Annotated in this window: 20 protein-coding genes; 16 read left to right on the top strand and 4 right to left on the bottom strand. The window is 60.2% G+C overall.

The annotated features are described in order from the left end of the window. From PMI27_RS26905 to PMI27_RS26925, 5 genes are all read left to right on the top strand, one after another. Positions 1-3,192 (top strand): Ig-like domain-containing protein (locus PMI27_RS26905; protein ID WP_024164515.1); only part of this gene is annotated, 3,192 nt, incomplete at its 5' end. Between the two features lie 40 nt (positions 3,193-3,232). Next, positions 3,233-4,741 (top strand): TolC family protein, encoded by a 1,509-nt coding sequence (locus PMI27_RS26910; RefSeq protein ID WP_008148120.1) that lies wholly within the window; start codon positions 3,233-3,235, stop codon positions 4,739-4,741. Beyond that, positions 4,731-5,330, top strand: a complete 600-nt coding sequence (gene cysC, locus PMI27_RS26915) for an adenylyl-sulfate kinase (RefSeq protein ID WP_008148122.1) — start codon at positions 4,731-4,733, stop codon at positions 5,328-5,330. The genes PMI27_RS26910 and cysC overlap by 11 nt, the downstream gene beginning before the upstream one ends. Continuing rightward, a complete protein-coding gene (locus tag PMI27_RS26920; RefSeq protein WP_008148123.1) occupies positions 5,327-6,112 on the top strand; it encodes an aspartyl/asparaginyl beta-hydroxylase domain-containing protein in 786 nt (261 codons plus the stop codon). Before cysC ends, PMI27_RS26920 begins: the two co-directional genes overlap by 4 nt. After that, entirely contained in the window at positions 6,100-7,185 is a 1,086-nt protein-coding gene (locus PMI27_RS26925; protein ID WP_008148126.1) for a sulfotransferase family protein, read from the top strand. Before PMI27_RS26920 ends, PMI27_RS26925 begins: the two co-directional genes overlap by 13 nt. Here the strand turns inward: PMI27_RS26925 and PMI27_RS26930 are convergent. The 3 genes from PMI27_RS26930 to PMI27_RS26940 all read right to left on the bottom strand — a co-directional run bounded on the left by PMI27_RS26930 (position 7,182) and on the right by PMI27_RS26940 (position 9,182). Beyond that, the gene (locus PMI27_RS26930) at positions 7,182-7,565 is read right to left on the bottom strand and encodes a DUF6124 family protein (RefSeq protein WP_008148130.1); all 384 of its coding nucleotides are present in this window, start codon (positions 7,563-7,565) and stop codon (positions 7,182-7,184) included. The genes PMI27_RS26925 and PMI27_RS26930 overlap by 4 nt on opposite strands. 325 nt (positions 7,566-7,890) lie before the next feature. Further along, the gene (locus PMI27_RS26935; RefSeq protein ID WP_008148132.1) at positions 7,891-8,649 is read right to left on the bottom strand and encodes a slipin family protein; all 759 of its coding nucleotides are present in this window, start codon (positions 8,647-8,649) and stop codon (positions 7,891-7,893) included. 2 nt (positions 8,650-8,651) lie between these two features. Beyond that, positions 8,652-9,182 (bottom strand): NfeD family protein, encoded by a 531-nt coding sequence (locus tag PMI27_RS26940; protein ID WP_008148135.1) that lies wholly within the window; start codon positions 9,180-9,182, stop codon positions 8,652-8,654. Between the two features lie 196 nt (positions 9,183-9,378). On the opposite strand from PMI27_RS26940, the gene PMI27_RS26945 reads away from it, so the two are divergent. The 4 genes from PMI27_RS26945 (at position 9,379) to PMI27_RS0229030 (ending at position 10,887) form a co-directional block, all read left to right on the top strand. Continuing rightward, positions 9,379-9,840 (top strand): aminoacyl-tRNA deacylase, encoded by a 462-nt coding sequence (locus PMI27_RS26945; RefSeq protein ID WP_008148137.1) that lies wholly within the window; start codon positions 9,379-9,381, stop codon positions 9,838-9,840. Between the two features lie 139 nt (positions 9,841-9,979). Beyond that, the gene (locus PMI27_RS26950; protein WP_008148139.1) at positions 9,980-10,225 is read left to right on the top strand and encodes a DUF2789 domain-containing protein; all 246 of its coding nucleotides are present in this window, start codon (positions 9,980-9,982) and stop codon (positions 10,223-10,225) included. Positions 10,226-10,370: 145 nt separating this feature from the next. Next, positions 10,371-10,616: a type II toxin-antitoxin system Phd/YefM family antitoxin gene (locus PMI27_RS26955; RefSeq protein ID WP_008148141.1), complete on the top strand. Its 246-nt coding sequence runs from the start codon at positions 10,371-10,373 to the stop codon at positions 10,614-10,616. After that, a complete protein-coding gene (locus tag PMI27_RS0229030) occupies positions 10,606-10,887 on the top strand; it encodes a type II toxin-antitoxin system RelE family toxin (RefSeq protein WP_008148142.1) in 282 nt (93 codons plus the stop codon). Before PMI27_RS26955 ends, PMI27_RS0229030 begins: the two co-directional genes overlap by 11 nt. A 14-nt stretch (positions 10,888-10,901) precedes the next feature. Here PMI27_RS0229030 and PMI27_RS30970 read toward each other — a convergent pair whose 3' ends face one another. Further along, on the bottom strand, positions 10,902-11,081 hold the full coding sequence (locus PMI27_RS30970) for a hypothetical protein (RefSeq protein WP_008148145.1): 180 nt from the start codon (positions 11,079-11,081) through the stop codon (positions 10,902-10,904). A 197-nt stretch (positions 11,082-11,278) separates the two neighbouring features. On the opposite strand from PMI27_RS30970, the gene PMI27_RS26960 reads away from it, so the two are divergent. The 7 genes from PMI27_RS26960 (at position 11,279) to PMI27_RS26990 (ending at position 18,827) form a co-directional block, all read left to right on the top strand. Further along, positions 11,279-11,707, top strand: a complete 429-nt coding sequence (locus PMI27_RS26960) for a MarR family winged helix-turn-helix transcriptional regulator (protein ID WP_033052997.1) — start codon at positions 11,279-11,281, stop codon at positions 11,705-11,707. Next, positions 11,704-13,776: an FUSC family protein gene (locus PMI27_RS26965; RefSeq protein ID WP_033052996.1), complete on the top strand. Its 2,073-nt coding sequence runs from the start codon at positions 11,704-11,706 to the stop codon at positions 13,774-13,776. Before PMI27_RS26960 ends, PMI27_RS26965 begins: the two co-directional genes overlap by 4 nt. Then, entirely contained in the window at positions 13,773-13,982 is a 210-nt protein-coding gene (locus tag PMI27_RS26970; RefSeq protein ID WP_008148151.1) for a DUF1656 domain-containing protein, read from the top strand. The genes PMI27_RS26965 and PMI27_RS26970 overlap by 4 nt, the downstream gene beginning before the upstream one ends. Then, entirely contained in the window at positions 13,979-14,866 is an 888-nt protein-coding gene (locus tag PMI27_RS26975; RefSeq protein WP_008148153.1) for an efflux RND transporter periplasmic adaptor subunit, read from the top strand. The genes PMI27_RS26970 and PMI27_RS26975 overlap by 4 nt, the downstream gene beginning before the upstream one ends. Continuing rightward, complete coding sequence (locus PMI27_RS26980) at positions 14,863-16,311, top strand: efflux transporter outer membrane subunit (protein WP_008148156.1); 1,449 nt, start codon at positions 14,863-14,865, stop codon at positions 16,309-16,311. The genes PMI27_RS26975 and PMI27_RS26980 overlap by 4 nt, the downstream gene beginning before the upstream one ends. Positions 16,312-16,393: 82 nt before the next feature. Next, a complete protein-coding gene (locus tag PMI27_RS26985; protein WP_008148158.1) occupies positions 16,394-17,032 on the top strand; it encodes a hypothetical protein in 639 nt (212 codons plus the stop codon). A 289-nt stretch (positions 17,033-17,321) separates the two neighbouring features. Further along, positions 17,322-18,827: a YdgA family protein gene (locus PMI27_RS26990; RefSeq protein WP_008148160.1), complete on the top strand. Its 1,506-nt coding sequence runs from the start codon at positions 17,322-17,324 to the stop codon at positions 18,825-18,827. The last annotated feature ends 25 nt before the right edge of the window (positions 18,828-18,852 follow it).

Below are 18,852 nucleotides of genomic sequence, written 5' to 3'. Positions count from 1 at the left end.
GCCAACGGCACGTTGAGCGCGGTGAGCAGCAGTGACGGCGGCATCACCTGGACCGCCACCTTCACCCCGACGGCCAGCACCACCGACGCGACCAACCTGATCACCCTGGACAACAGCGGTGTGCAAAACGCCTCGGGCAACGCCGGCAGCGGCACTACCGATTCCAACAACTACGCCATCGACACCGTGCGGCCAACGGCAACCATCGTGGTCACGGACACGGCGCTGAGAATCGGCGAAACCTCGTTGGTGACCATCACCTTCAGTGAAGCAGTCGTTGGTTTCACCAACGCCGACCTGACCATCGCCAATGGCACCCTGACCGCGGTGAGCAGCAGCGACGGCGGCATCACCTGGACCGCGACCTTCACACCTTCCGCGAGCATCACCGACACGACCAACCTGATCACCCTGGACAACACCGGACTCAGCGACCTGTCGGGCAACGTTGGTAGCGGCACCACCGATTCCAACAACTATGCAATCGACACGGCGCGCCCGACCGCCACGATTGTGCTGGCGGATACAACACTGGTAGCGGGCGAAACCTCGCTGGTGACCATCACGTTCTCCGAGGCAGTGAGCGGATTCACCAACGCGGACCTGACGATTGCCAACGGTACCCTGACCGCGGTGAGCAGCAGTGACGGCGGCATTACCTGGACCGCGACCTTCACACCAACCGTCGGCGTAAGTGACCCGAGCAACGTCATCACCCTGAACAATACCGGCGTGGCCGACATCGCCGGCAACACCGGCAGCGGCACCACCAGTTCCGGCAACTACACCGTCGATACCGTGCTGCCGACGGCCACCATCGTGGTCGCCGATAACGCGCTGAAAGTCGGCGAAACCTCGCTGGTAACCATTACCTTCAGCGAAGCCGTCAGCGGTTTCAGCAATGCCGATCTGACCATCGCCAACGGCACGTTGACGGCGGTGAGTAGCAGCGATGGCGGCATCACCTGGACCGCAACATTCACCCCGACGGCCAGCATCACCGACACCAGCAACCTGATCACCCTGGACAACAGCGGTGTGCAAAACGCCTCGGGCAACGTCGGCAGCGGCACCACCGATTCCAACAACTATGCAATCGACACCGTGCTGCCAACGGCAACCATCGTGGTTGCGGACGCGGCGCTGGGGGTGGGTCAAACATCGGTGGTGACCATCACGTTCTCCGAGGCGGTGACCGGTTTTACCACGGCCGACCTGACCGTGAGCAACGGTACCCTGAGCAGTCTGAGTACCAGCGATAACATCACCTGGACCGCCACCCTGACGCCGACAGCGAGCATCACCGATTCGACCAACCTGATTACCCTGGACAGCACCGGGGTCCTGGATGTGGCCGGAAACGCGGGTGTCGGCACCACGGATTCGAATAACTACGCCATCGACAGCCAACGCCCGACCGCGACCATCGTGTTGAGCGATACAACCCTGAAACCGGGCGAAACCGCGCTGGTGACCATCACCTTCAGCGAGGCGGTGAGCGGTTTTGACAACAGCGATTTGAGCGTCGCCAACGGCACGTTGAGCAATGTCAGCAGCAGCGACGGCGGCATCACCTGGACCGGGACCTTCACCCCGACTATCGGGATTACCGACGCCACCAATCTCATCACGCTGAACAACACCGGCGTCTCGGACCTGGCCGGCAACGCGGGCTCGGGCACGACCAATTCCGCCAACTATGTGGTGGAAACCCAGGTGCCGACCGCAACCATCGTGGTGGCCGACAACGCCCTCAAGGCCGGTGAAACCTCAGGGGTGACCATCACCTTCAGCGAAGCGGTCAGCGGTTTCACCAACGCCGACCTGAGCATTGCCAACGGCACCTTGAGCAACGTCAGCAGCAGTGACGGCGGCGTCACCTGGACCGCGACGTTCACGCCAACCGTCAACGTGACGGACACCTCCAACTTGATCAGTCTCGACAACAGCGGTGTGACCAATGCGTCGGGCAACAGTGGCGTGGGCGTGACCGATTCCAACAACTACGCCATCGACACAGCGCGGCCGACGGCGACCATCGTGGTGGCGGATAACCGCTTGGGCATCGGCGAGACGACCACGGTTACCATCACTTTCACCGAGGCGGTTTCGGGTTTCGACCTGTCGGACATCAGCGTCGCCAATGGCACCTTGTCCAACCTGCTCAGCAGCGATGGCGGCAAGACCTGGACTGCCACGCTGACCCCGACCGCCAACCTCAACGACACCACCAACCTGATCCTGCTCGACAGCAGCAATGTGGCGGACGCCGCGGGCAACGTCGGTGCCGGGATCGCGATCTCCAACAACTACGCGCTCGATGCCACCCGGCCGACGGCAACCATCGTGGTCGCCAACCCGAACCTGGGCATGGGTCAAACCACGCTGGTGACGATCACCTTCAGCGAAGTGGTCAGCGATTTCGACCTGTCGGACCTCAGCGTCACCAACGGCGAGCTGACCAACCTGGCCAGCAGCGACGGCGGCAAGACCTGGACCGCGACCTTCACGCCGACCGCGAGCATCACCGACCCGAGCAACTTCATTGCGCTGGATACCAGCAACGTCAGCGACCTTTCGGGCAATGCCGGTAGCAGCGTGGCGGTCTCCAATAATTACGTGATCGACACCGTACCGGCGCCTGCCGTGGTCGTGACGCCTGACCCGCTGGTCCCGATCCCACCACCGGTCACCGTTTCCGATCAGCCCAACGTGCCACTGCAACCGATCATTTTCACTCCCCCGACCGGCGATCTCGGCTCCCCGCTGACCTTTACCCCGTTGTTCGAAAGCCGCGTGATCGGCAATGGCATCCGGCCGCTGGGCGACATCTTCATGAACCAAGGTGCGCTGGCGCCCAGCTTCATCGCCCAGGTGTTCAGCAGCAGTGACAGCGGTGGCGATGGCTCGGGCAACGGCTTCCTCGGCTTTGGCGGCGGCGATGGCGGGGTGTTCGGCACCAGTACGTTGTCGAGCCTGTTCAATCAGGACTCCGGCAACGAACGAGACTCGCTGAACTCATTCGGCAGTCATTCGATCAAGGCCGGGGATGTTTCACAGGGGCTGCGCGGCGTGTTTGGCGCGCCGAGTCTCGTCCAGCAGTTGCAACAGCTCAAAGACACCGAGCAACGGCAGGTCGACAGCCTGGCCGCTGCTTTACGGCAGGTCGGCATCAGCGAAATGCAGGCCTGAAAAAACACCTAAAACAATGTGTGTTCAGGGGCAGTCAAGGATGAATAGAAGTTCTAAGTTGTTTGGCGCCAGCCTGCTGGCGCTTGCAGTCAGCGGATGTGCAGTCACCAGTGAACCGATCGAACGCAGCGTCAGCCAACAGCGCGCCAGGAGCGACCTGCAAAACATGTACAAGGATCAGGAGCCCCTCAGTGGTCCGCTGACCCTGCATCAAGCCATGGCCCGCGCTGTGAAGTACAACCTCGAAGGCCGGCTCAAGATCATGGAAGAGGCCCTGGCCAAGCGCCAACTCGACCTCGCCAGTTTCGACATGCTGCCGCGCATGGCGCTGGACGCCGGGTACGTCGGCCGCAACAACGTCAACGCCTCCAGCAGCCAGAGCGTACGGACCGGAACCCAGTCTCTGGAGCCATCGACCTCACAGGACCGCGACCGTGAAGTCGCCGACCTGACCATGGTCTGGAACGTGCTCGATTTTGGCGTCAGCTACATCAGCGCCAAGCAACAGGGTGACCAGCGACTGATCGTTCAGGAGCGTCGGCGCAAGGTGATCAACACCATCGTTCAGGACGTGCGCTCGGCCTATTGGCGAGCCATGGCCGCCGAGCGTTTGCTCAAGCAGATCGACAGCCTCATGGCCCGGGTCGACACCGCGCGCGGCAACAGCCAAAGCATGAGCCAGCAGCGAATCGGCGATCCGGTTCAGGCCTTGGGTTATCAACGCTCGCTGATCGAAGCCACGCGCCAGCTGGAGGAACAGCGTCGTGCGCTGTCGCTGGCGAAAACCGAACTGGCGACTTTGATCAACCTGCCGTTGGGCACTGAGCTGACCCTGGCGACTCAGGACGACTATGACATTCCGGAATTGAAAGTTGACCTCGCCAGCCTGGAACAGGAAGCCCTGACCAGTCGTCCCGAGCTGCGCGAGCAGGATTACCAAAGCCGAATCAGCGCGGCCGAAACCCGCAAAGCCATGTTGCGGCTGCTGCCGGGGCTGGAGTTCTCGGCCGGCGGGCATTACGACAGCAACTCGTTCCTGGTGGAGCAGGGCTGGGCCGACTATGGCGTGAAAGTGACGTGGAACCTGTTCAACGTGATCTCCGCACCGGCAGCGATCAACGTTGCCAAGGCCGGCGAAGAAGTCGCCGCGGCGCGCCGCCAGGCCATGTCGATCGCGGTGCTGGCGCAGCTTTATGTGGCCAACGCCAATTACCGCGAGGCGTTGCGACAGTTCAAGACCAACCAGCAACTGTCGGACATTGACGGACAGATCGTTGGCCAGCTGCGCAACCGATATCAGGCGGCCGGGCTGGGTGAACTGGACCTCATCCAGGGCGAACTGAACACCTTGCAGGCCGATTTGCGTCGCGACCTGTCGTACGCCGATTTGCGTAACGCTTACGGCCAGATCTTTGCCAGTGCAGGGCTCGATCCGCTGCCGGATCAGGTGCAATCCACCGAAGTGCAATCCATTGCCACCGCGTTGGCCAACCGCGAATCGGCGTGGGCGGCCGGGAACATCACGACGCCGGTGGCCCATGCCCAATAACCTGCTGGCGCCGACGGCGAGTATCAGCCGCGCACAACGAGAGGTGCGCAACGGCCATCGCGGCACGGCGATTTTGCTGACCGGATTGCCGGCGGCGGGCAAATCGACCCTGGCCCAGGCGCTGCACGCCGAGCTGTTCGAGCACGGCGTGCAGAGCATCGTGCTCGATGGCGACGGGCTGCGGGTCGGGCTCAATCGTGATCTCGGTTTTACCGACAGTGATCGTCTGGAGAACATCCGTCGCGCCAGCGAAGTCGCGGCGCTGCTGGTGGAGAACGGGCAGATCGTCATCCTGGCGATGATCGCGCCGCTGATGGAGTTGCGTGAGGTGTTCGCCCGGCGGCTGGGTGAGGATTACCGTGAAGTCTGGTGCAGCGCTTCCTTGGCCGTCTGCGAGCAGCGCGATCCGAAAGGTCATTACGCCCGTGCACGACGGGGTGATTTACCAGGTTTTACCGGCGTGTCTGCGCCGTATGAACCGCCGCCGTCCGCCGCCTTGGTGCTCGATACCGGCGTGCAATCGGTTGAGGCCTGTCTCGATCACTTGCTGACCTGGCTCGGCGAGTGCGCGGTGTTGCCGAAACGATGAGCCGACCGGCGTTTTCTCGCTTGCCGGTGGCCGTGGATTTACCGCTGCTGTTGCAGGCGTTGGCCGCCGTTGATGAGGGAATGTGGCAGGGGCATTTCAACAACGCTTATTACGCTGGCGACTGGAGCGGTGTCGCGCTGATTTCGGCGGCGGATGCGTTGACTGAACTGTCGCCGGGTCGCGGCAAACCGCTGCTGCGCGCGCCTTGGTTGCGGGATGTCCGATGGCAGCAAGGTTTGCGCGATCTGCCGCTGGAGATCGTCAGCGCGCGCTTGTTGCGGCTCGGTCCGGGTGGGCAGATTCACGAACATCGCGACTACGACCTTGACGGGCCAGACGCTGATCTGCGTCTGCACATCCCGCTGGTCAGCGCGCCTCAAGTGGACTTTCTGCTGGACGGCCAGCGCATGCCGATGGCTGCCGGTGAATGCTGGTTTCTCGACCTGTCGCGGCCGCATCGTGTGGACAATCGTGGTACTCGGGCACGCATTCATCTGGTACTCGATTGTCGGCCCGGCGCCTGGCTGGAGCAGGCGATTGTCGACGGCGAATTGACCACGCCAAATCCCGATGTTGTTCACGGATGCCTTGCACAGTTCAAGGCACTGGTAGAGAGCGATCCGCCGCTGTGCAAAACCTTGCAGGGTTTGCAGGACAGCGAAGCTTTTATCACCTGTGTCCTGGAAATGGCGGCTGCGCGAGGCCTGCCGCTCTCCCGCGAAGAACTGCGCGCCGCCATGCGCGACGGCCGCCGACAATGGAACAAACAATGGAAGGCATGAACCTCGAAGGCTGGTTGCCGATCCGCATCTGGCAAGAGGCTGGGCAATGGCGCATCGACTGGTGCTGGTTCGGTGACACCTCGCTGCATCAGCCGTTTTTTCGTGATGCCGTGGAAGACGCGCTGCGATTGCCGTTCAATCAGGCGTTTCGCCGGGAAACGCCGTTGTCGACCCTCGTTGACTGGCAAATCTGCAGTCCCGGTTTGGCCCCGAGTGCGTTCATCTTTCACGCGTCCCGTTGCGGCTCGACCCTCCTCAGCCAAATGCTCGCGCAACTCGATAACCACATCGTGATCAGCGAACCGCCGCCGCTGGATGCGCTACTGCGCAGCGACTTGCCCGCTGTCGAGCGTCGCGCTGCCATTGAAGGATTGCTGTCGGCCTATGGACAGCGTCGGCTCGGCGTCGAGCAACGTTTGGTGGTCAAACTCGATGCCTGGAACATCGGTGAACTGCCGTTGCTGCGTGAGTGTTTTGCCGAAACACCGTGGCTGTTTCTTTATCGCGATCCGCTGGAAATTGCCGTTTCACATCTACGCCGTCCGGGCATGCACATGGTGCCGTGGATGATCGGTGCGAGTGTGCTGGATGATGAATTGCCGTTTGCTGGCCGAGAGGACTTCATCGCACGGCGGTTGGGGCGGTTGCTGGCGTCGGGGTTGGCGCAATGTCGGGAGTTTGGTGGGGTGGCGGTGAATTACAGCGAATTGCCAGATGCCATGGCGGGGCGATTGGCTGTTTTTTTTGGATTGGATGACGTGCAGCGTGAGCAAGTGTTTGCGGCGGTGGGGCAGCATGCCAAACGGCCTTCGGAAGTGTTTGTCAGGGACAGCGATGACAAGCGTCGTGAGGCCACGGCGCTTTTGCATGAACGTGTGGAGCGTTGGGCGCGAGCGCCCTATGAAGCGCTAAGTGCCGAGTCATGTATTGACGGCACTGACGCTATCGCGAGCAGGCTCACTCCCACATTGAATCTCGGTCGTACACAGAAGCTGTGTTCACTGAAGATCAACTGTGGGAGTGAGCCTGCTCGCGATGGCGGTGGTCAACTCACCACAAATCCACCCGGCTAAACCTTGACCCGAGCCTGCATGATCTCCGACTCCTCCCAATGATCCAGCACTCGCTCTACGAGCAACTGCACGCCATCGGCCATGCGGCTGAGCGCCAGGGCTACGGAGCGTCGTGTCCCGTCCACATCGTCTGCCAGATTGGCAGCGATGGCGCTGATGGACAGCAGGTCTTCGGAGGCGTTGGCCAGAAGGGTTTCGGTGTTGACCTCGGGGGCGACGGTGAAGAGGTTGCCTTTGCGGTGCCTGGGCGGCTTTTCGGCGGTCGGGGGGAAGTAGTGGGCGAAGGCGCGGTCGGCGGCTTCTTTGAATTTTTCGTCTTCGAGCGATTCTTCGGATGGGGTGCCAGAGTTGTCTGGCGGATTTGGCGTTACCTTGAACATGTAAAAACTCCTAAACAGTAAGTAGGAACCGCCACCGTTCGTTTGCACGCGAATTGGGTGGCGGCCGTGCGCAGGTGTGCAAGACCGGGACTGTTTAGGACACCCAGCAGATCCGAGGATCTCCTGCGCGCAGCCGCCATAAAGTAATGAGCCATGGCAATTGCGCCCTAAACAGTTTCGTCGGACTTGCACGTCCGTGTCACCGTTTATTCAGTGACAAGGCCAGACTAGACCTGGGTTCGGACCGGAACAAGTTCACCAACACCGCTACAACTTGAAGGAAATCTCCGACGCGGTTACCGGACGTTGGTGTCTGTAGGAAAGGTCAGGATTTGGACGACAAATCCGCCATCCCCTTGAGCAACTCGATCGGCAGCGGAAAGACAATCGTCGAACTCTTGTCCCCGGCAATCGAACTCAACGTCTGCATGTAACGTAACTGCATGGCCCCAGGCTGGCGCCCGAGCATTTCGGCGGCTTGCATGAGTTTTTCCGAGGCCTGCAATTCGCCTTCGGCGTGGATCACCTTGGCCCGGCGTTCCCGTTCGGCTTCGGCCTGTTTGGCGATGGCGCGGATCATCGATTCGTTGAGGTCCACGTGCTTGATCTCGACGTTGGCGACCTTGATGCCCCACGCATCGGTCTGGGCGTCGAGCACTTGCTGGATGTCGATATTCAACCGCTCACGTTCGGCCAGCAGCTCATCGAGTTCATGTTTACCGAGCACCGCCCGCAACGTGGTCTGAGCCAATTGGCTGGTGGCCATGAGAAAGTCTTCGACCTGAATAATTGCTTTCTGCGGATCGAGGACGCGGAAATACAGCACCGCGTTGACCTTGACCGAGACGTTGTCGCGGGTGATCACGTCTTGTGGCGGCACGTCGAGGACCACGGTACGCAAGTCGACGCGAACCATTTGCTGCACCACTGGAATCAGCAGGATCAGGCCAGGGCCTTTGACCTGCCAGAAGCGCCCGAGCTGGAAGACCACCCCGCGCTCGTATTCGCGCAGAATGCGGAAGGTCGACCCCGCCAGTGCAATCACCAGTAACAGCAGCGCGGCAAAACCCAGTTGCAGACCCATGGTTATTCTCCACCCGGCGCCGCGTCAGCCGCGGCCACTTCCAGCAATAATCCCTTGCGTGCCACCACCCGGACCCTTTGCCCGGGTTGCAGCGGCGTGGCGCTGAGCACTTGCCACTTTTCTCCTTGCAGGTGCACCCAACCGTTGTAGGCATTGCCGGCCAGCGACATCACCGGTGTCACGCTGCCCACCAGTCCTGCATCGCCACTGACGTTTTCGCGCGGTCGGGTTTTCAAAGCGTGGATCAGCAGGAAAATAAGCAACAGGGCACTGATCAGTCCCAGGCCGATCATCAACGGAACCGGCACCTCGGTGTTGCTCAGAATCACCGCACCGATCACGAACATCACAATGCCGCCCAGACCGATCACGCCGTAATTGGGCAGGGCCGCCTCGGCGATCAGAAACGCGATGCCGAACGTGATCAGCCAGATCCCGATGGGGTTGGGCACCAGCAGGACGACGGTGTCTGCCGCGAATACCGATCCGCTCAAGGCCAATAGCAGCGCAACTGCACAACAACGAGTGTTCACGTGACCCTCCGGGAGAGTCATTGATGGTTCTTTATACAGTCTAGCTGAGCTCTGAATTGTACGAATTTTGATCAGTTGTTGACGTTATTCCGGCGGGCAGATTTCCCGCGCGATGGCGCCAGCGGGCCTAGACTTTTAGTGGTGAGAAGGTTTAACCATCGTCCGCGAAACGTTGTTGCGGACACCGAGGTGCATCATGCGTATGGCAAGAACTGTGCAGGACAGCCTGGACAAGGCTCAATGCGAATTTGACGTCGTCACCCATCCGCACTCGGCCAGCAGCCTTGAAACGGCGCGGGTCGCAGGCATTCCTGCCGAACGGGTGGCCAAATCGGTGATCCTCGACGACCACCACGGCCATTACCTGATGGCTGTGCTGCCAGCGAGCCGTCACCTGGACCTGAGCAAAGTACGTGGCAGTGGCGAATGGCAGATCACCCGGGAAAGCACCCTGGCGCATCTGTTCCAGGATTGCGAACGCGGCGCCGTGCCTGCATTGGGCGAATCCTATGGCCTGGACATGGTCATCGACCCACTGCTGACCCGGCAAAAAGACATCTACCTGGAGGCTGGTAACCACAACAACCTGGTGCACATGAGCGTGCCGGAATTCCTGAAAATGGTGCCGCATGCTGAAGTGTGTGAGTTGAGTCAGTAGTTTTTGCGGCGACAGTTACATCGCCATCGCGAGCAGGCTCGCTCCCACAGTTGAGCGCGATTCCATGTGGGAGCGAGCCTGCTCGCGATTGACTGCGCAGCAGTCACCCAATCATTTGCCATGAAAAAAGGAGCCCACCATGGAATCCCCAACCCACAGCCTCCCCAACCTGTTCAAACAACTCGGCCTGCCTGACGACGCCGAAAGCATCGACAAATTCATCGCCACCCATTCACCGCTCAAACCCGAATTGCACCTGGCGGATGCGTTCTTCTGGACCAAGAGCCAGGCGGATTTCCTGCGCGACGACATTCTGGATGACGCCGATTGGGCGGAGGTGGTGGATCAGTTGGATGTGCTGTTGCGGAAGGGGCGGGGGGTGTAAAAAAATCTGAGTGAAAATGGCGAAATGTAAAAAAAACTGGTGAGTGGTAAAAAAATCTGAGTGCAAATCCGACTTTAGAGTTTTTTCTAGGTTGCTCATAAAGTGTGAATAGACCAGAATCGTGACCTGAATTGAGGTCTTAATTATGCAAAATGTTCTGGCCGACATGGCTGTCAGTGTGTCTGAGTTGAAGAAAAATCCATCTGCGGTTTTGAGCGGCGCCCATGGCGGGCCTGTCGCGGTGCTGAATCACAATCGAGTGATGGGCTACATGGTCCCGGCCGATGTTTTCGAGGCCATGATGGAACGTCTCGATGACCTTGAATTGGCAGAAATTGTTCGCTCACGTAGGCATGAAACGCCGATCCCGGTAAATCTGGATGACCTATAAGCTCGAATTCCTGCCGTCTGCACGCAAGGAGTGGGACAAACTGGGTCATACATTGCGCGAGCAATTCAAAAAGAAACTGGCAGAGCGACTTGAGCTCCCGCGAGTGCCCTCAGATTCACTACATGGAATGCCTGACTGCTACAAAATCAAGCTGCGGTCATCGGGGTACAGGTTGGTGTACGAGGTTATTGATGAGCGTGTAGTCGTTTCCGTGGTGGCAGTGGGTAAGCGTGAGCGAAGCGCTGTTTATGATCGAGCCAAGAAACGCTGATGGCGTCGATCCTTTTATTCTGCCGCTTGCGCCCGCTTAGCGGCATATTCAGTTTCGATCTCTTCATTGCTGCTGCCTTCGCCCTTGTGCAGAGATCGCCGTGCCGCGTCTACTTTCCTTTGCAGGAAATTGTGGTACTGCGTTGAGTCTTCGGAATCTAAAGTACTTTCAGGTTTAGCAGGACGTTTAATCATGGTTTAAGTCTCGGTGGGTTCGCGAATTCGTTACGCAGTTTCGAATGCTATGGCGATTTCTACCGAGTCTAGGCATGGACCATGCCCACCAAATTGTTTCAAAACTTGACCAACTTTCCCCTCAAATGCCATATTGATAGTTAGCAAACTAACAGTGTGTGTTTCCCCTCGTGCCGAAGAACCTCGACGCTCTCCAGATGAACATCAGCAGCTCCATGGTGGTGGCCGCCAGGCATTGGCGGAAGATCTGCCAGACCACGCTGGTCAACTATGGAATCTCCGAAGCCTGCGCCGTTCCGTTGTTGATGATCGGGCGTTTGGGCGAGGGTGTGCGGCAGGTGACGGTGGCGCAGGCGGCCGGGATGGAGAGCCCGTCGCTGGTGCGCCTGCTGGATCAACTGTGTCATGCCGGCTACGTCTGCCGTACCGAAGACGCCCATGACCGTCGCGCCAAATGCCTGAGCCTGACCGAGACGGGTCGTGAGTTGGTGCAAGCCGTTGAAATCGAGCTGGTGCGCTTGCGCCATGAAGTGCTCGAAGGGATCGATCAGAGTGATCTGGAAGCGGCGTTGCGAGTACTGAGGGCTTTTGAATCGGCCAATCATCTGCCGGTGATCAACCCTTGAACGGATTTTTTACCGGCATGCCCCCGGCGCGGGACTGGTTCTACGGTGTGCGAACGTTCGCGGCGTCGATGATCGCGTTGTACATCGCCATGCTCATGCAAATGCCCCGGCCTTACTGGGCGATGGCCACGGTCTATATCGTTTCCAGTCCGTTTGTCGGCCCTACCAGTTCCAAGGCGTTGTACCGCGCGGTTGGCACCCTTCTCGGTGCCGCCGCCGCGGTTTTTTTCGTGCCGATGTTTGTCCAGAGCCCTTATGTGTTGGTGGTGGTCATTGCGCTGTGGACCGGGACTCTGCTGTTCCTCTCAATGCACCTGCGCACTGCCAACAATTACGCGCTGATGCTCGCCGGGTACACCTTGCCGCTGATTGCCCTGCCTGTGGTGAATAACCCGTTAGCGGTATGGGACATCGCAGAGGCGCGGACGGAAGAAATCTTCCTCGGCATCGCCGTTGCCGCGGTGGTCGGCGCGATGTTCTGGCCCCGACGGCTGGCGCCGGTGTTCAATGATTCGGTGAACAAATGGTTTGCCGATGCCTCGACTTACAGCCTGCGTTTCCTTAGCCGCAACGTGCAGCCGGACGAAGTCAGTGCGCTACGTTCGTCGATGGTTGCGACCTTCAACACACTGGAATTGATGATCGGGCAGTTGCCCCACGAAGGCGCGCGACCGCAAACCGTGCGCAATACCAAGGAACTGCGCGGGCGCATGATTCATTTGCTGCCGGTGATCGACGCCCTCGACGACGCGCTCTATGCCCTTGAGCGGCGCACGCCCGAGCTTGTGGATAAGTTCGCGCCGCTGCTGGCCGCGACCACCGAATGGCTCGACCATAAAGACGCCGACCTCGCCCGCTGGCAAGCGCTGAAAGATCAACTCGAAGCGCTGCAACCGTCCGCCGAAGCGCTGGATGATCGCAAGCAGCTGCTGTTCTCCAACGCCCTGTATCGCCTCGGCGAGTGGATCGATGTGTGGCAGGACTGTCGCAGCCTGCAGTACGCCATCCAGTGCGAAAGCCAAGACAGCTGGCGCGCGGTCTATCGGCACTGGCGGCTTGGTCGGCTGTCTCCATTTCTAGACCGTGGGCTGATGCTCTATTCGGCAGCGTCCACGGTCACCGCCATCATCGTCGCTTCGGTGCTGTGGATTCTGCTCGGCTGGACTGACGGCGGCGCCGCGGTGATTCTGGCGGCGGTGGCGTGCAGCTTTTTCGCTTCGATGGACGACCCGGCGCCGCAGATTTACCGGTTCTTTTTCTGGACGGCGATGTCGGTGTTGTTCGCCAGTCTTTATCTGTTTTTGGTCCTGCCCAACCTGCATGACTTCCCGATGCTGGTGCTGGCGTTTGCCGTGCCGTTCATTTGCATCGGCACCCTGACGGTCAAGCCGCAGTTCTATCTGGGCATGCTGCTGACCCTGGTCAACACGTCATCCTTCATCAGTATTCAGGGCGCCTACGACGCGGACTTTCTCAGTTTCGCCAACTCCAACCTGGCCGGTCCCGTGGGTTTGTTGTTCGCCTTCGTCTGGACCCTGATCGCCCGGCCGTTCGGCGCCGAACTGGCAGCCAAGCGCCTGACCCGTTTCAGCTGGCGCGACATTGTCAGCCTGACTGAACCGGCGTCGCTGGCCGATCACCGGCACCTGGGCGTGCAGATGCTCGATCGCCTGATGCAGCATTTGCCGCGCCTGGCCATGACCGGCCAGGACACCGGCATCGCCCTGCGGGAAGTGCGCGTGGCGCTGAACCTGCTGGATTTGCTCGCCTATACACCGCGAGTGCTCGGCGTACCGCAAGTGCTGCTGCACCAGGTGGTGGCCGAGGTCGGCGAGTATTTCAAGGCCTGCCTCAAGGCTGGCGAACGTTTGCCGGCACCGAGTCCGTTGTTGATGACCCTGGACCGCACCCGCCGTGCCCTCAACACGGAGTGCGATGAAGGTGCGCGCCTGCATCTGCTGCATGCCTTGAGCGGCCTGCGTCTGTCGCTGCTGCCAGGGGTGGAATTCGTCGGCACTGGCGAGCTCGAAGAACCGCTTCCCCATGGCATCGATGGAGCGCCTTTATGATCGGTGATCTGGATATCAGCGGGGTGTTCCTGCCCACGCTGCTGGTGCTGATGGGCATTACGTACGTGTTGTTCCTGCTGGTGCACGGGTTGCTGACGCGTCTGCACTTTTACCGTCTGGTCTGGCACCGGGCATTGTTTAACGTGGCTCTCTACGCTTTGCTGCTCGGCGCCGTGGACTCACTCAGTCGATACCTGATGACATGAAAAAACCTTTTTTGACCCTCGGTCGCGTGGTGCTGACCCTGCTGATCGTGACCTTCGCCGTTGTCGTGGTCTGGCGCATGGTGATGTATTACATGTTCGCGCCCTGGACCCGCGACGGCCATATCCGTGCCGACATCGTGCAGATCGCGCCGGACGTGTCCGGGCTGATCCAGCGGGTCGACGTGCGTGACAACCAACTGGTGAAACGTGGCCAGGTGCTGTTCAGCATTGATCAGGACCGTTTCAAACTGGCCCTGCGTCAGGCCAAGGCGGCGGTCGCCGACCGTCAGGAAACCCTGGCGCAGGCGCAACGCGAAGCCAAGCGTAACCGCGGCCTCGGCAATCTGGTGCCGGGTGAGCAACTGGAAGAGAGCCAGTCCCGGGTGGCCCGCGCCGAAGTGGCGTTGATGGAAGCCCAGGTGGCGGTGGACAGCGCCCAGCTCAACCTTGACCGCTCGACCATCCGCAGCCCGGTGGACGGCTACGTCAACGACCGTGCGCCACGCAACCAGGAATTCGTCACCGCCGGGCGTCCGGTGTTGTCGGTGGTGGACAGCAATTCATTCCACATCGACGGTTATTTCGAAGAGACCAAACTGGACGGCATTCATGTCGGCCAGAGCGTCGATATTCGGGTGATCGGCGACCGCGCTCGCCTGCGCGGGCATGTGGAAAGCATCGTCGCCGGCATCGAAGACCGCGACCGCAGCAGCGGCAGCAACCTGCTGCCCAACGTCAATCCGGCGTTCAGCTGGGTGCGGCTGGCCCAGCGAATTCCGGTGCGGATCGCCTTCGATGACGTGCCGGCGGATTTCCGCATGATTGCCGGCCGGACCGCCACTGTGTCGATCATTGATGATCAAGCCCAGGAGCCCGCGAAATGAGCAGGGCCTCGGGTTTGGCTATCGCCGGGTTAGGCCTGTTACTGTCGGCCTGTCAGGTGGTCGGGCCGGATTATCATGTGCCGGACGAGGCCGCCGTACACCGTGAAGACTTGCAGGGCGACTTGGCGGTGAACGGCAAAAATGTCATCTCGGCACCGGTGCCCAGCGATTGGTGGCGCTTGTATCAGGACCCACGCCTCGATCAATTGGTCGAGCAGGCGATGGCCTCCAACACGGATTTGCGCGTGGCGGCGGCGAACCTTTCCCGAGCGCGCGCGCAGGTCGATGAAGCTCAAGCGGCAGGTGGCTGGAGCGGCGGGGTGAAGATGGGCGCCCAGCGTTTGCAGGAGTCCGGCGAAGCATTCCTGCTGCCGGAGAAAGTTCCGGTGGCCAACGTCGGCGACATCGGCATTACCACCTCGTATCAGTTCGACCTGTTTGGCGTTTTGCAGCGCGGTATCGAAGCGGCCAAGGCCAATGCCGATGCGACTCAAGCGGCGGCGGATACTGCGCGAATTACCTTGGTAGCCGATGTGGTTCGGGCCTACACCCAAGTCTGCGCAGCCAACGAAGAGCAGGAAATCGCCCAGCATTCCCTCGACCTGCAAGCCCAGAGCACCACGCTGATCCAGCGCTTGCGTGACGCCGGGCGCGGTGATGAAACCCAGGTGACCCGCTCGCAAACCCAATTCAAATCCTTGCGCGCCGACATGCCGCGTTATGAGGCGGCGCGTCAGGCCGGTTTGTTCCGCTTGTCGATGCTGTTGGCCAAACCGCTGGATCAACTGCCAGCCGGCACCGACCGCTGCGCGGAGCTGCCAAAGATTGCGCAATTGTTGCCGGTCGGTGACGGCGCGACGTTGCTCAAGCGCCGTCCCGATGTGCGGCAGGCCGAGCGACGACTGGCTGCCGCGACCGCTGGCATCGGCATCGCCACCGGCGAGTTGTACCCGGACATCAGCATCGGCGCGACAGTCGGTACCGTTGGCATCCTGGAAAACCTCGGCAAACCGGCGACCAATCGCTGGGGCTTCGGGCCGTTGCTGACCTGGACCGTGCCGTCCAACGGCTCCCGGGCGCGAATCCGCGAGGCCGAAGCCGCCACCCAAGGCGCGCTGGCACATTTCGATGGTGTGGTGCTCAACGCCATCCGCGAAACCCAAACCGGCCTGGCGCAATACTCCGCGCTGTTGCAGCGCCGCGATGCACTGGCCGACGCCGAGCAATCGGCGCAATTGGCCGCAGACCAGACCCACCGCTTCTTCCAGGCCGGCCGCGCATCGTTCCTGGCGGACTTGCAAGCGACTCGCACCTACACCGACGTGCGGGCGCAACTGGCTTCCGCCAGCACGCAGGTTGCCATGAGCCAGATCGATTTGTTCCTGGCATTGGGTGGCGGCTGGGAAAGCGGACGAACGCAAGGCACGAACTCCGGCAAACCCTGAGGCCGTTGCTATGCTTTGATTTGATGAGGTCGCGCGTCGAACTCATCAATCAAGGCTCGCGTTGGTCATGGGGATTCCAATAATGAAAAACCCTTATGCTCCCGGCTTCTGGTGCGCTATAGCGGCATTGGTGTTGCTGTCGGCCACTTATTTCTACGGCATCATGCTGGCCCACCAGATCGACAAGGCACTGGTGTTCCTCGACAGCGCCGCGGCATTGATTGCCGTGATGGCAATCGTGGTGGTGGCCTGGGCTTCAGTCCAGGGCGCGCGCATCAAAAAAAGACAGCTCGAACAAGGCAAGACCCTGGTGCTGATCTGGGACACCAAGGTCGCGCTGCGCCGTGTCGAAACGGTGTTCGATCGGTATTTCTGGGGCAGTTACTGGCAACCGGGGCGTACGTTCCAGGAAGTCATGGGCGAACTCACCGGCACCCCGCTGGAAAAAAGCCTCGAAACCCTGAAAAAACAATGCCAAGCGCTGGACAAGCAAGTGTCCGAGGACGGCTGGCACTGGCTCAATAACGCACGTGAACTCTCCGATGTCGCCACCGCCATGGCCCGCGAACGTTATCAACTGGACTTCTGCGACCCGCGCTCGGAATCCCCAAGCGGCACGGCGGTGATCAATCGCGACTTCGAAGTGCTGGTCTATACATGGACCGCACGGCTCAAGAGCTTTGATCATCAGCTTGATGAAATCGAGGTTCAGTATTCGTGATCCTAAAAGATCGCAGCCTTCGGCAGCTCCTACATGGGAATGCGTTCACCTGTAGGAGCTGCCGAAGGCTGCGATCTTTTAGTGGCGCAACATATCTCCCGATCGTTCACTTGTAGTGAACGATCACCTTCCTGTGTGCTCATAGACACTCTTTCACCTTTAATCATTGGGTCGCCCGGTGCGCCTGATGCTAATCTCCATCGCACTTTTAACGCAGTCGTGACCGTAACCCGTCGGGTTCAGGGAAGACGACAACACCTCCAAACAACGGACATTGATCGGGTCATTCATGAATAAATCAGCAGGCGTGCTTCTTGGAATCGTCGTTGCCATCGGTGCAATCAGCGCCGGCGGTGCTTGGTACACCGGCACCAAACTCGAAGGTGTGCTGAACTCCTCGATCGCCGACGCCAACAAAGAGTTGCAAGCTGCGCTGGTCGGTTCCAACGGCACGGCGTCGCTGGAGCTGGTGTCGCTGGAGCGCCATGTGTTCAGCAGTACCGCGCACTACCGCCTCAAGGGCGAAGGCGAGATGTTCGGTGAAGCACCGGTGGAGTTGCTGTTCGTCGATCGCATCGAGCACGGCCCGCTGCCGTTTTCGCGCCTGATGTCGTTGAAGTGGCTGCCGGTCCTGGCCACCAGTCACTACGAACTGGAAAGAACGCCTAACACCGAGAAATGGTTCGCCGCTGCCAAGGACAAATCGCCAATCACGGGCGTGGTCAATATCGGTTACGACAATGCCACCAACGGCACCCTGCAATTGCTGCCGCTGGACGTGGCACTTGACGACAAGTCCAACCTGAAATTCTCCGGGCTGAACCTCGATGTCGCCGCCAGCGCTCAAGCGCAGAAGCTCAAGGCCGACGGTTACATGGACAGCCTGACACTGAGCACGGTGGCTGAAGATCAGACGCCGGTGAAGGTCGAACTGAATGGCCTGACCGTGGCCAGCAACCTGACAAAAAGTACCTACGGCTACTACACCGGCGAGAACACCGTCGAGCTGACCGACAGCAAGACCACCTTCGGCGCCAAGCAATCGGTCTTGGGTTTCAAGAAATTTGAAATGAAGAACCAGACCGAGGAATCCGGCACCAACGCTTCGGGGCGTGCCGATTACAAGGTGGGTGAGGTGTCCTTGAACGGCAAGGCTGTCGGGTCTGCGCAGATGGCCATGAGCCTGAAGAACCTCGACATCCCGGCAACAATGTCGCTGATGCAGATTTACCAGACCAAACTGCAACCGTACGAGAGGGCCGCCGCTGAGGCCGTCGCTGCGGGTGAACCGGCACCAGAGCTGGTCCTGACCCCGGCCGAAGAGGCGCAGGTCAAAACCGGTCTGGAGAAACTGCTGGCCGCCGGCCCACAGGTCGCCCTGGAGAATCTGTCGTTCAACACCGCCAATGGTGAAAGCCGCGCCAACCTGGTGCTCGACCTGACCAAACCACAATCCATGGACCTGCCACCGGACCAGTTGACCCAACAACTGATCGCGCTGCTGGACGTCAACGTGAAAGTGTCCAAGCCAATGCTCGTTGACCTGCTGAGCGTGCAGTCGCAAATCGAAGGTCAGACCGACGCCAAGCTCATCGCCGATCAGGCCACCGCCACCGCCGACATGTTTGGCAGCATGGCCGTCGGCACGCAGTTGGCAAAACTGGACGACAACAACATCGTCACCAAACTGCACTACGCCAATAATAAGGTGGAATTCAACGGCCAGAAGATGACCGTCGAAGAGTTTGTCGGGTTTGTCATGAGCAAACTCGGCGGGAATGTCGCCGTCGAGTAAAACCAGGGCTTACACACCGACGCCC

Source organism: Pseudomonas sp. GM41(2012) (genome assembly GCF_000282315.2).
Classification (GTDB): Bacteria; Pseudomonadota; Gammaproteobacteria; order Pseudomonadales; family Pseudomonadaceae; genus Aquipseudomonas.
Note: the sequence above shows the minus strand (reverse complement) of the source record. Positions and strands in the feature narration are given on the sequence as shown.

Bases quoted from the DNA above. Each gene is read 5' to 3' on its own strand.
- PMI27_RS26910 (WP_008148120.1), top strand. From the start codon at position 3,233: ATGAATAGAAGTTCTAAGTTGTTTGGCGCCAGCCTGCTGGCGCTTGCA.
- cysC (WP_008148122.1), top strand. From the start codon at position 4,731: ATGCCCAATAACCTGCTGGCGCCGACGGCGAGTATCAGCCGCGCACAA.
- PMI27_RS26920 (WP_008148123.1), top strand. From the start codon at position 5,327: ATGAGCCGACCGGCGTTTTCTCGCTTGCCGGTGGCCGTGGATTTACCG.
- PMI27_RS26925 (WP_008148126.1), top strand. From the start codon at position 6,100: ATGGAAGGCATGAACCTCGAAGGCTGGTTGCCGATCCGCATCTGGCAA.
- PMI27_RS26930 (WP_008148130.1), bottom strand. From the start codon at position 7,565: ATGTTCAAGGTAACGCCAAATCCGCCAGACAACTCTGGCACCCCATCC.
- PMI27_RS26935 (WP_008148132.1), bottom strand. From the start codon at position 8,649: ATGGGTCTGCAACTGGGTTTTGCCGCGCTGCTGTTACTGGTGATTGCA.
- PMI27_RS26945 (WP_008148137.1), top strand. From the start codon at position 9,379: ATGCGTATGGCAAGAACTGTGCAGGACAGCCTGGACAAGGCTCAATGC.
- PMI27_RS26950 (WP_008148139.1), top strand. From the start codon at position 9,980: ATGGAATCCCCAACCCACAGCCTCCCCAACCTGTTCAAACAACTCGGC.
- PMI27_RS26955 (WP_008148141.1), top strand. From the start codon at position 10,371: ATGCAAAATGTTCTGGCCGACATGGCTGTCAGTGTGTCTGAGTTGAAG.
- PMI27_RS0229030 (WP_008148142.1), top strand. From the start codon at position 10,606: ATGACCTATAAGCTCGAATTCCTGCCGTCTGCACGCAAGGAGTGGGAC.
- PMI27_RS30970 (WP_008148145.1), bottom strand. From the start codon at position 11,081: ATGATTAAACGTCCTGCTAAACCTGAAAGTACTTTAGATTCCGAAGAC.
- PMI27_RS26960 (WP_033052997.1), top strand. From the start codon at position 11,279: ATGAACATCAGCAGCTCCATGGTGGTGGCCGCCAGGCATTGGCGGAAG.
- PMI27_RS26970 (WP_008148151.1), top strand. From the start codon at position 13,773: ATGATCGGTGATCTGGATATCAGCGGGGTGTTCCTGCCCACGCTGCTG.
- PMI27_RS26975 (WP_008148153.1), top strand. From the start codon at position 13,979: ATGAAAAAACCTTTTTTGACCCTCGGTCGCGTGGTGCTGACCCTGCTG.
- PMI27_RS26980 (WP_008148156.1), top strand. From the start codon at position 14,863: ATGAGCAGGGCCTCGGGTTTGGCTATCGCCGGGTTAGGCCTGTTACTG.
- PMI27_RS26985 (WP_008148158.1), top strand. From the start codon at position 16,394: ATGAAAAACCCTTATGCTCCCGGCTTCTGGTGCGCTATAGCGGCATTG.
- PMI27_RS26990 (WP_008148160.1), top strand. From the start codon at position 17,322: ATGAATAAATCAGCAGGCGTGCTTCTTGGAATCGTCGTTGCCATCGGT.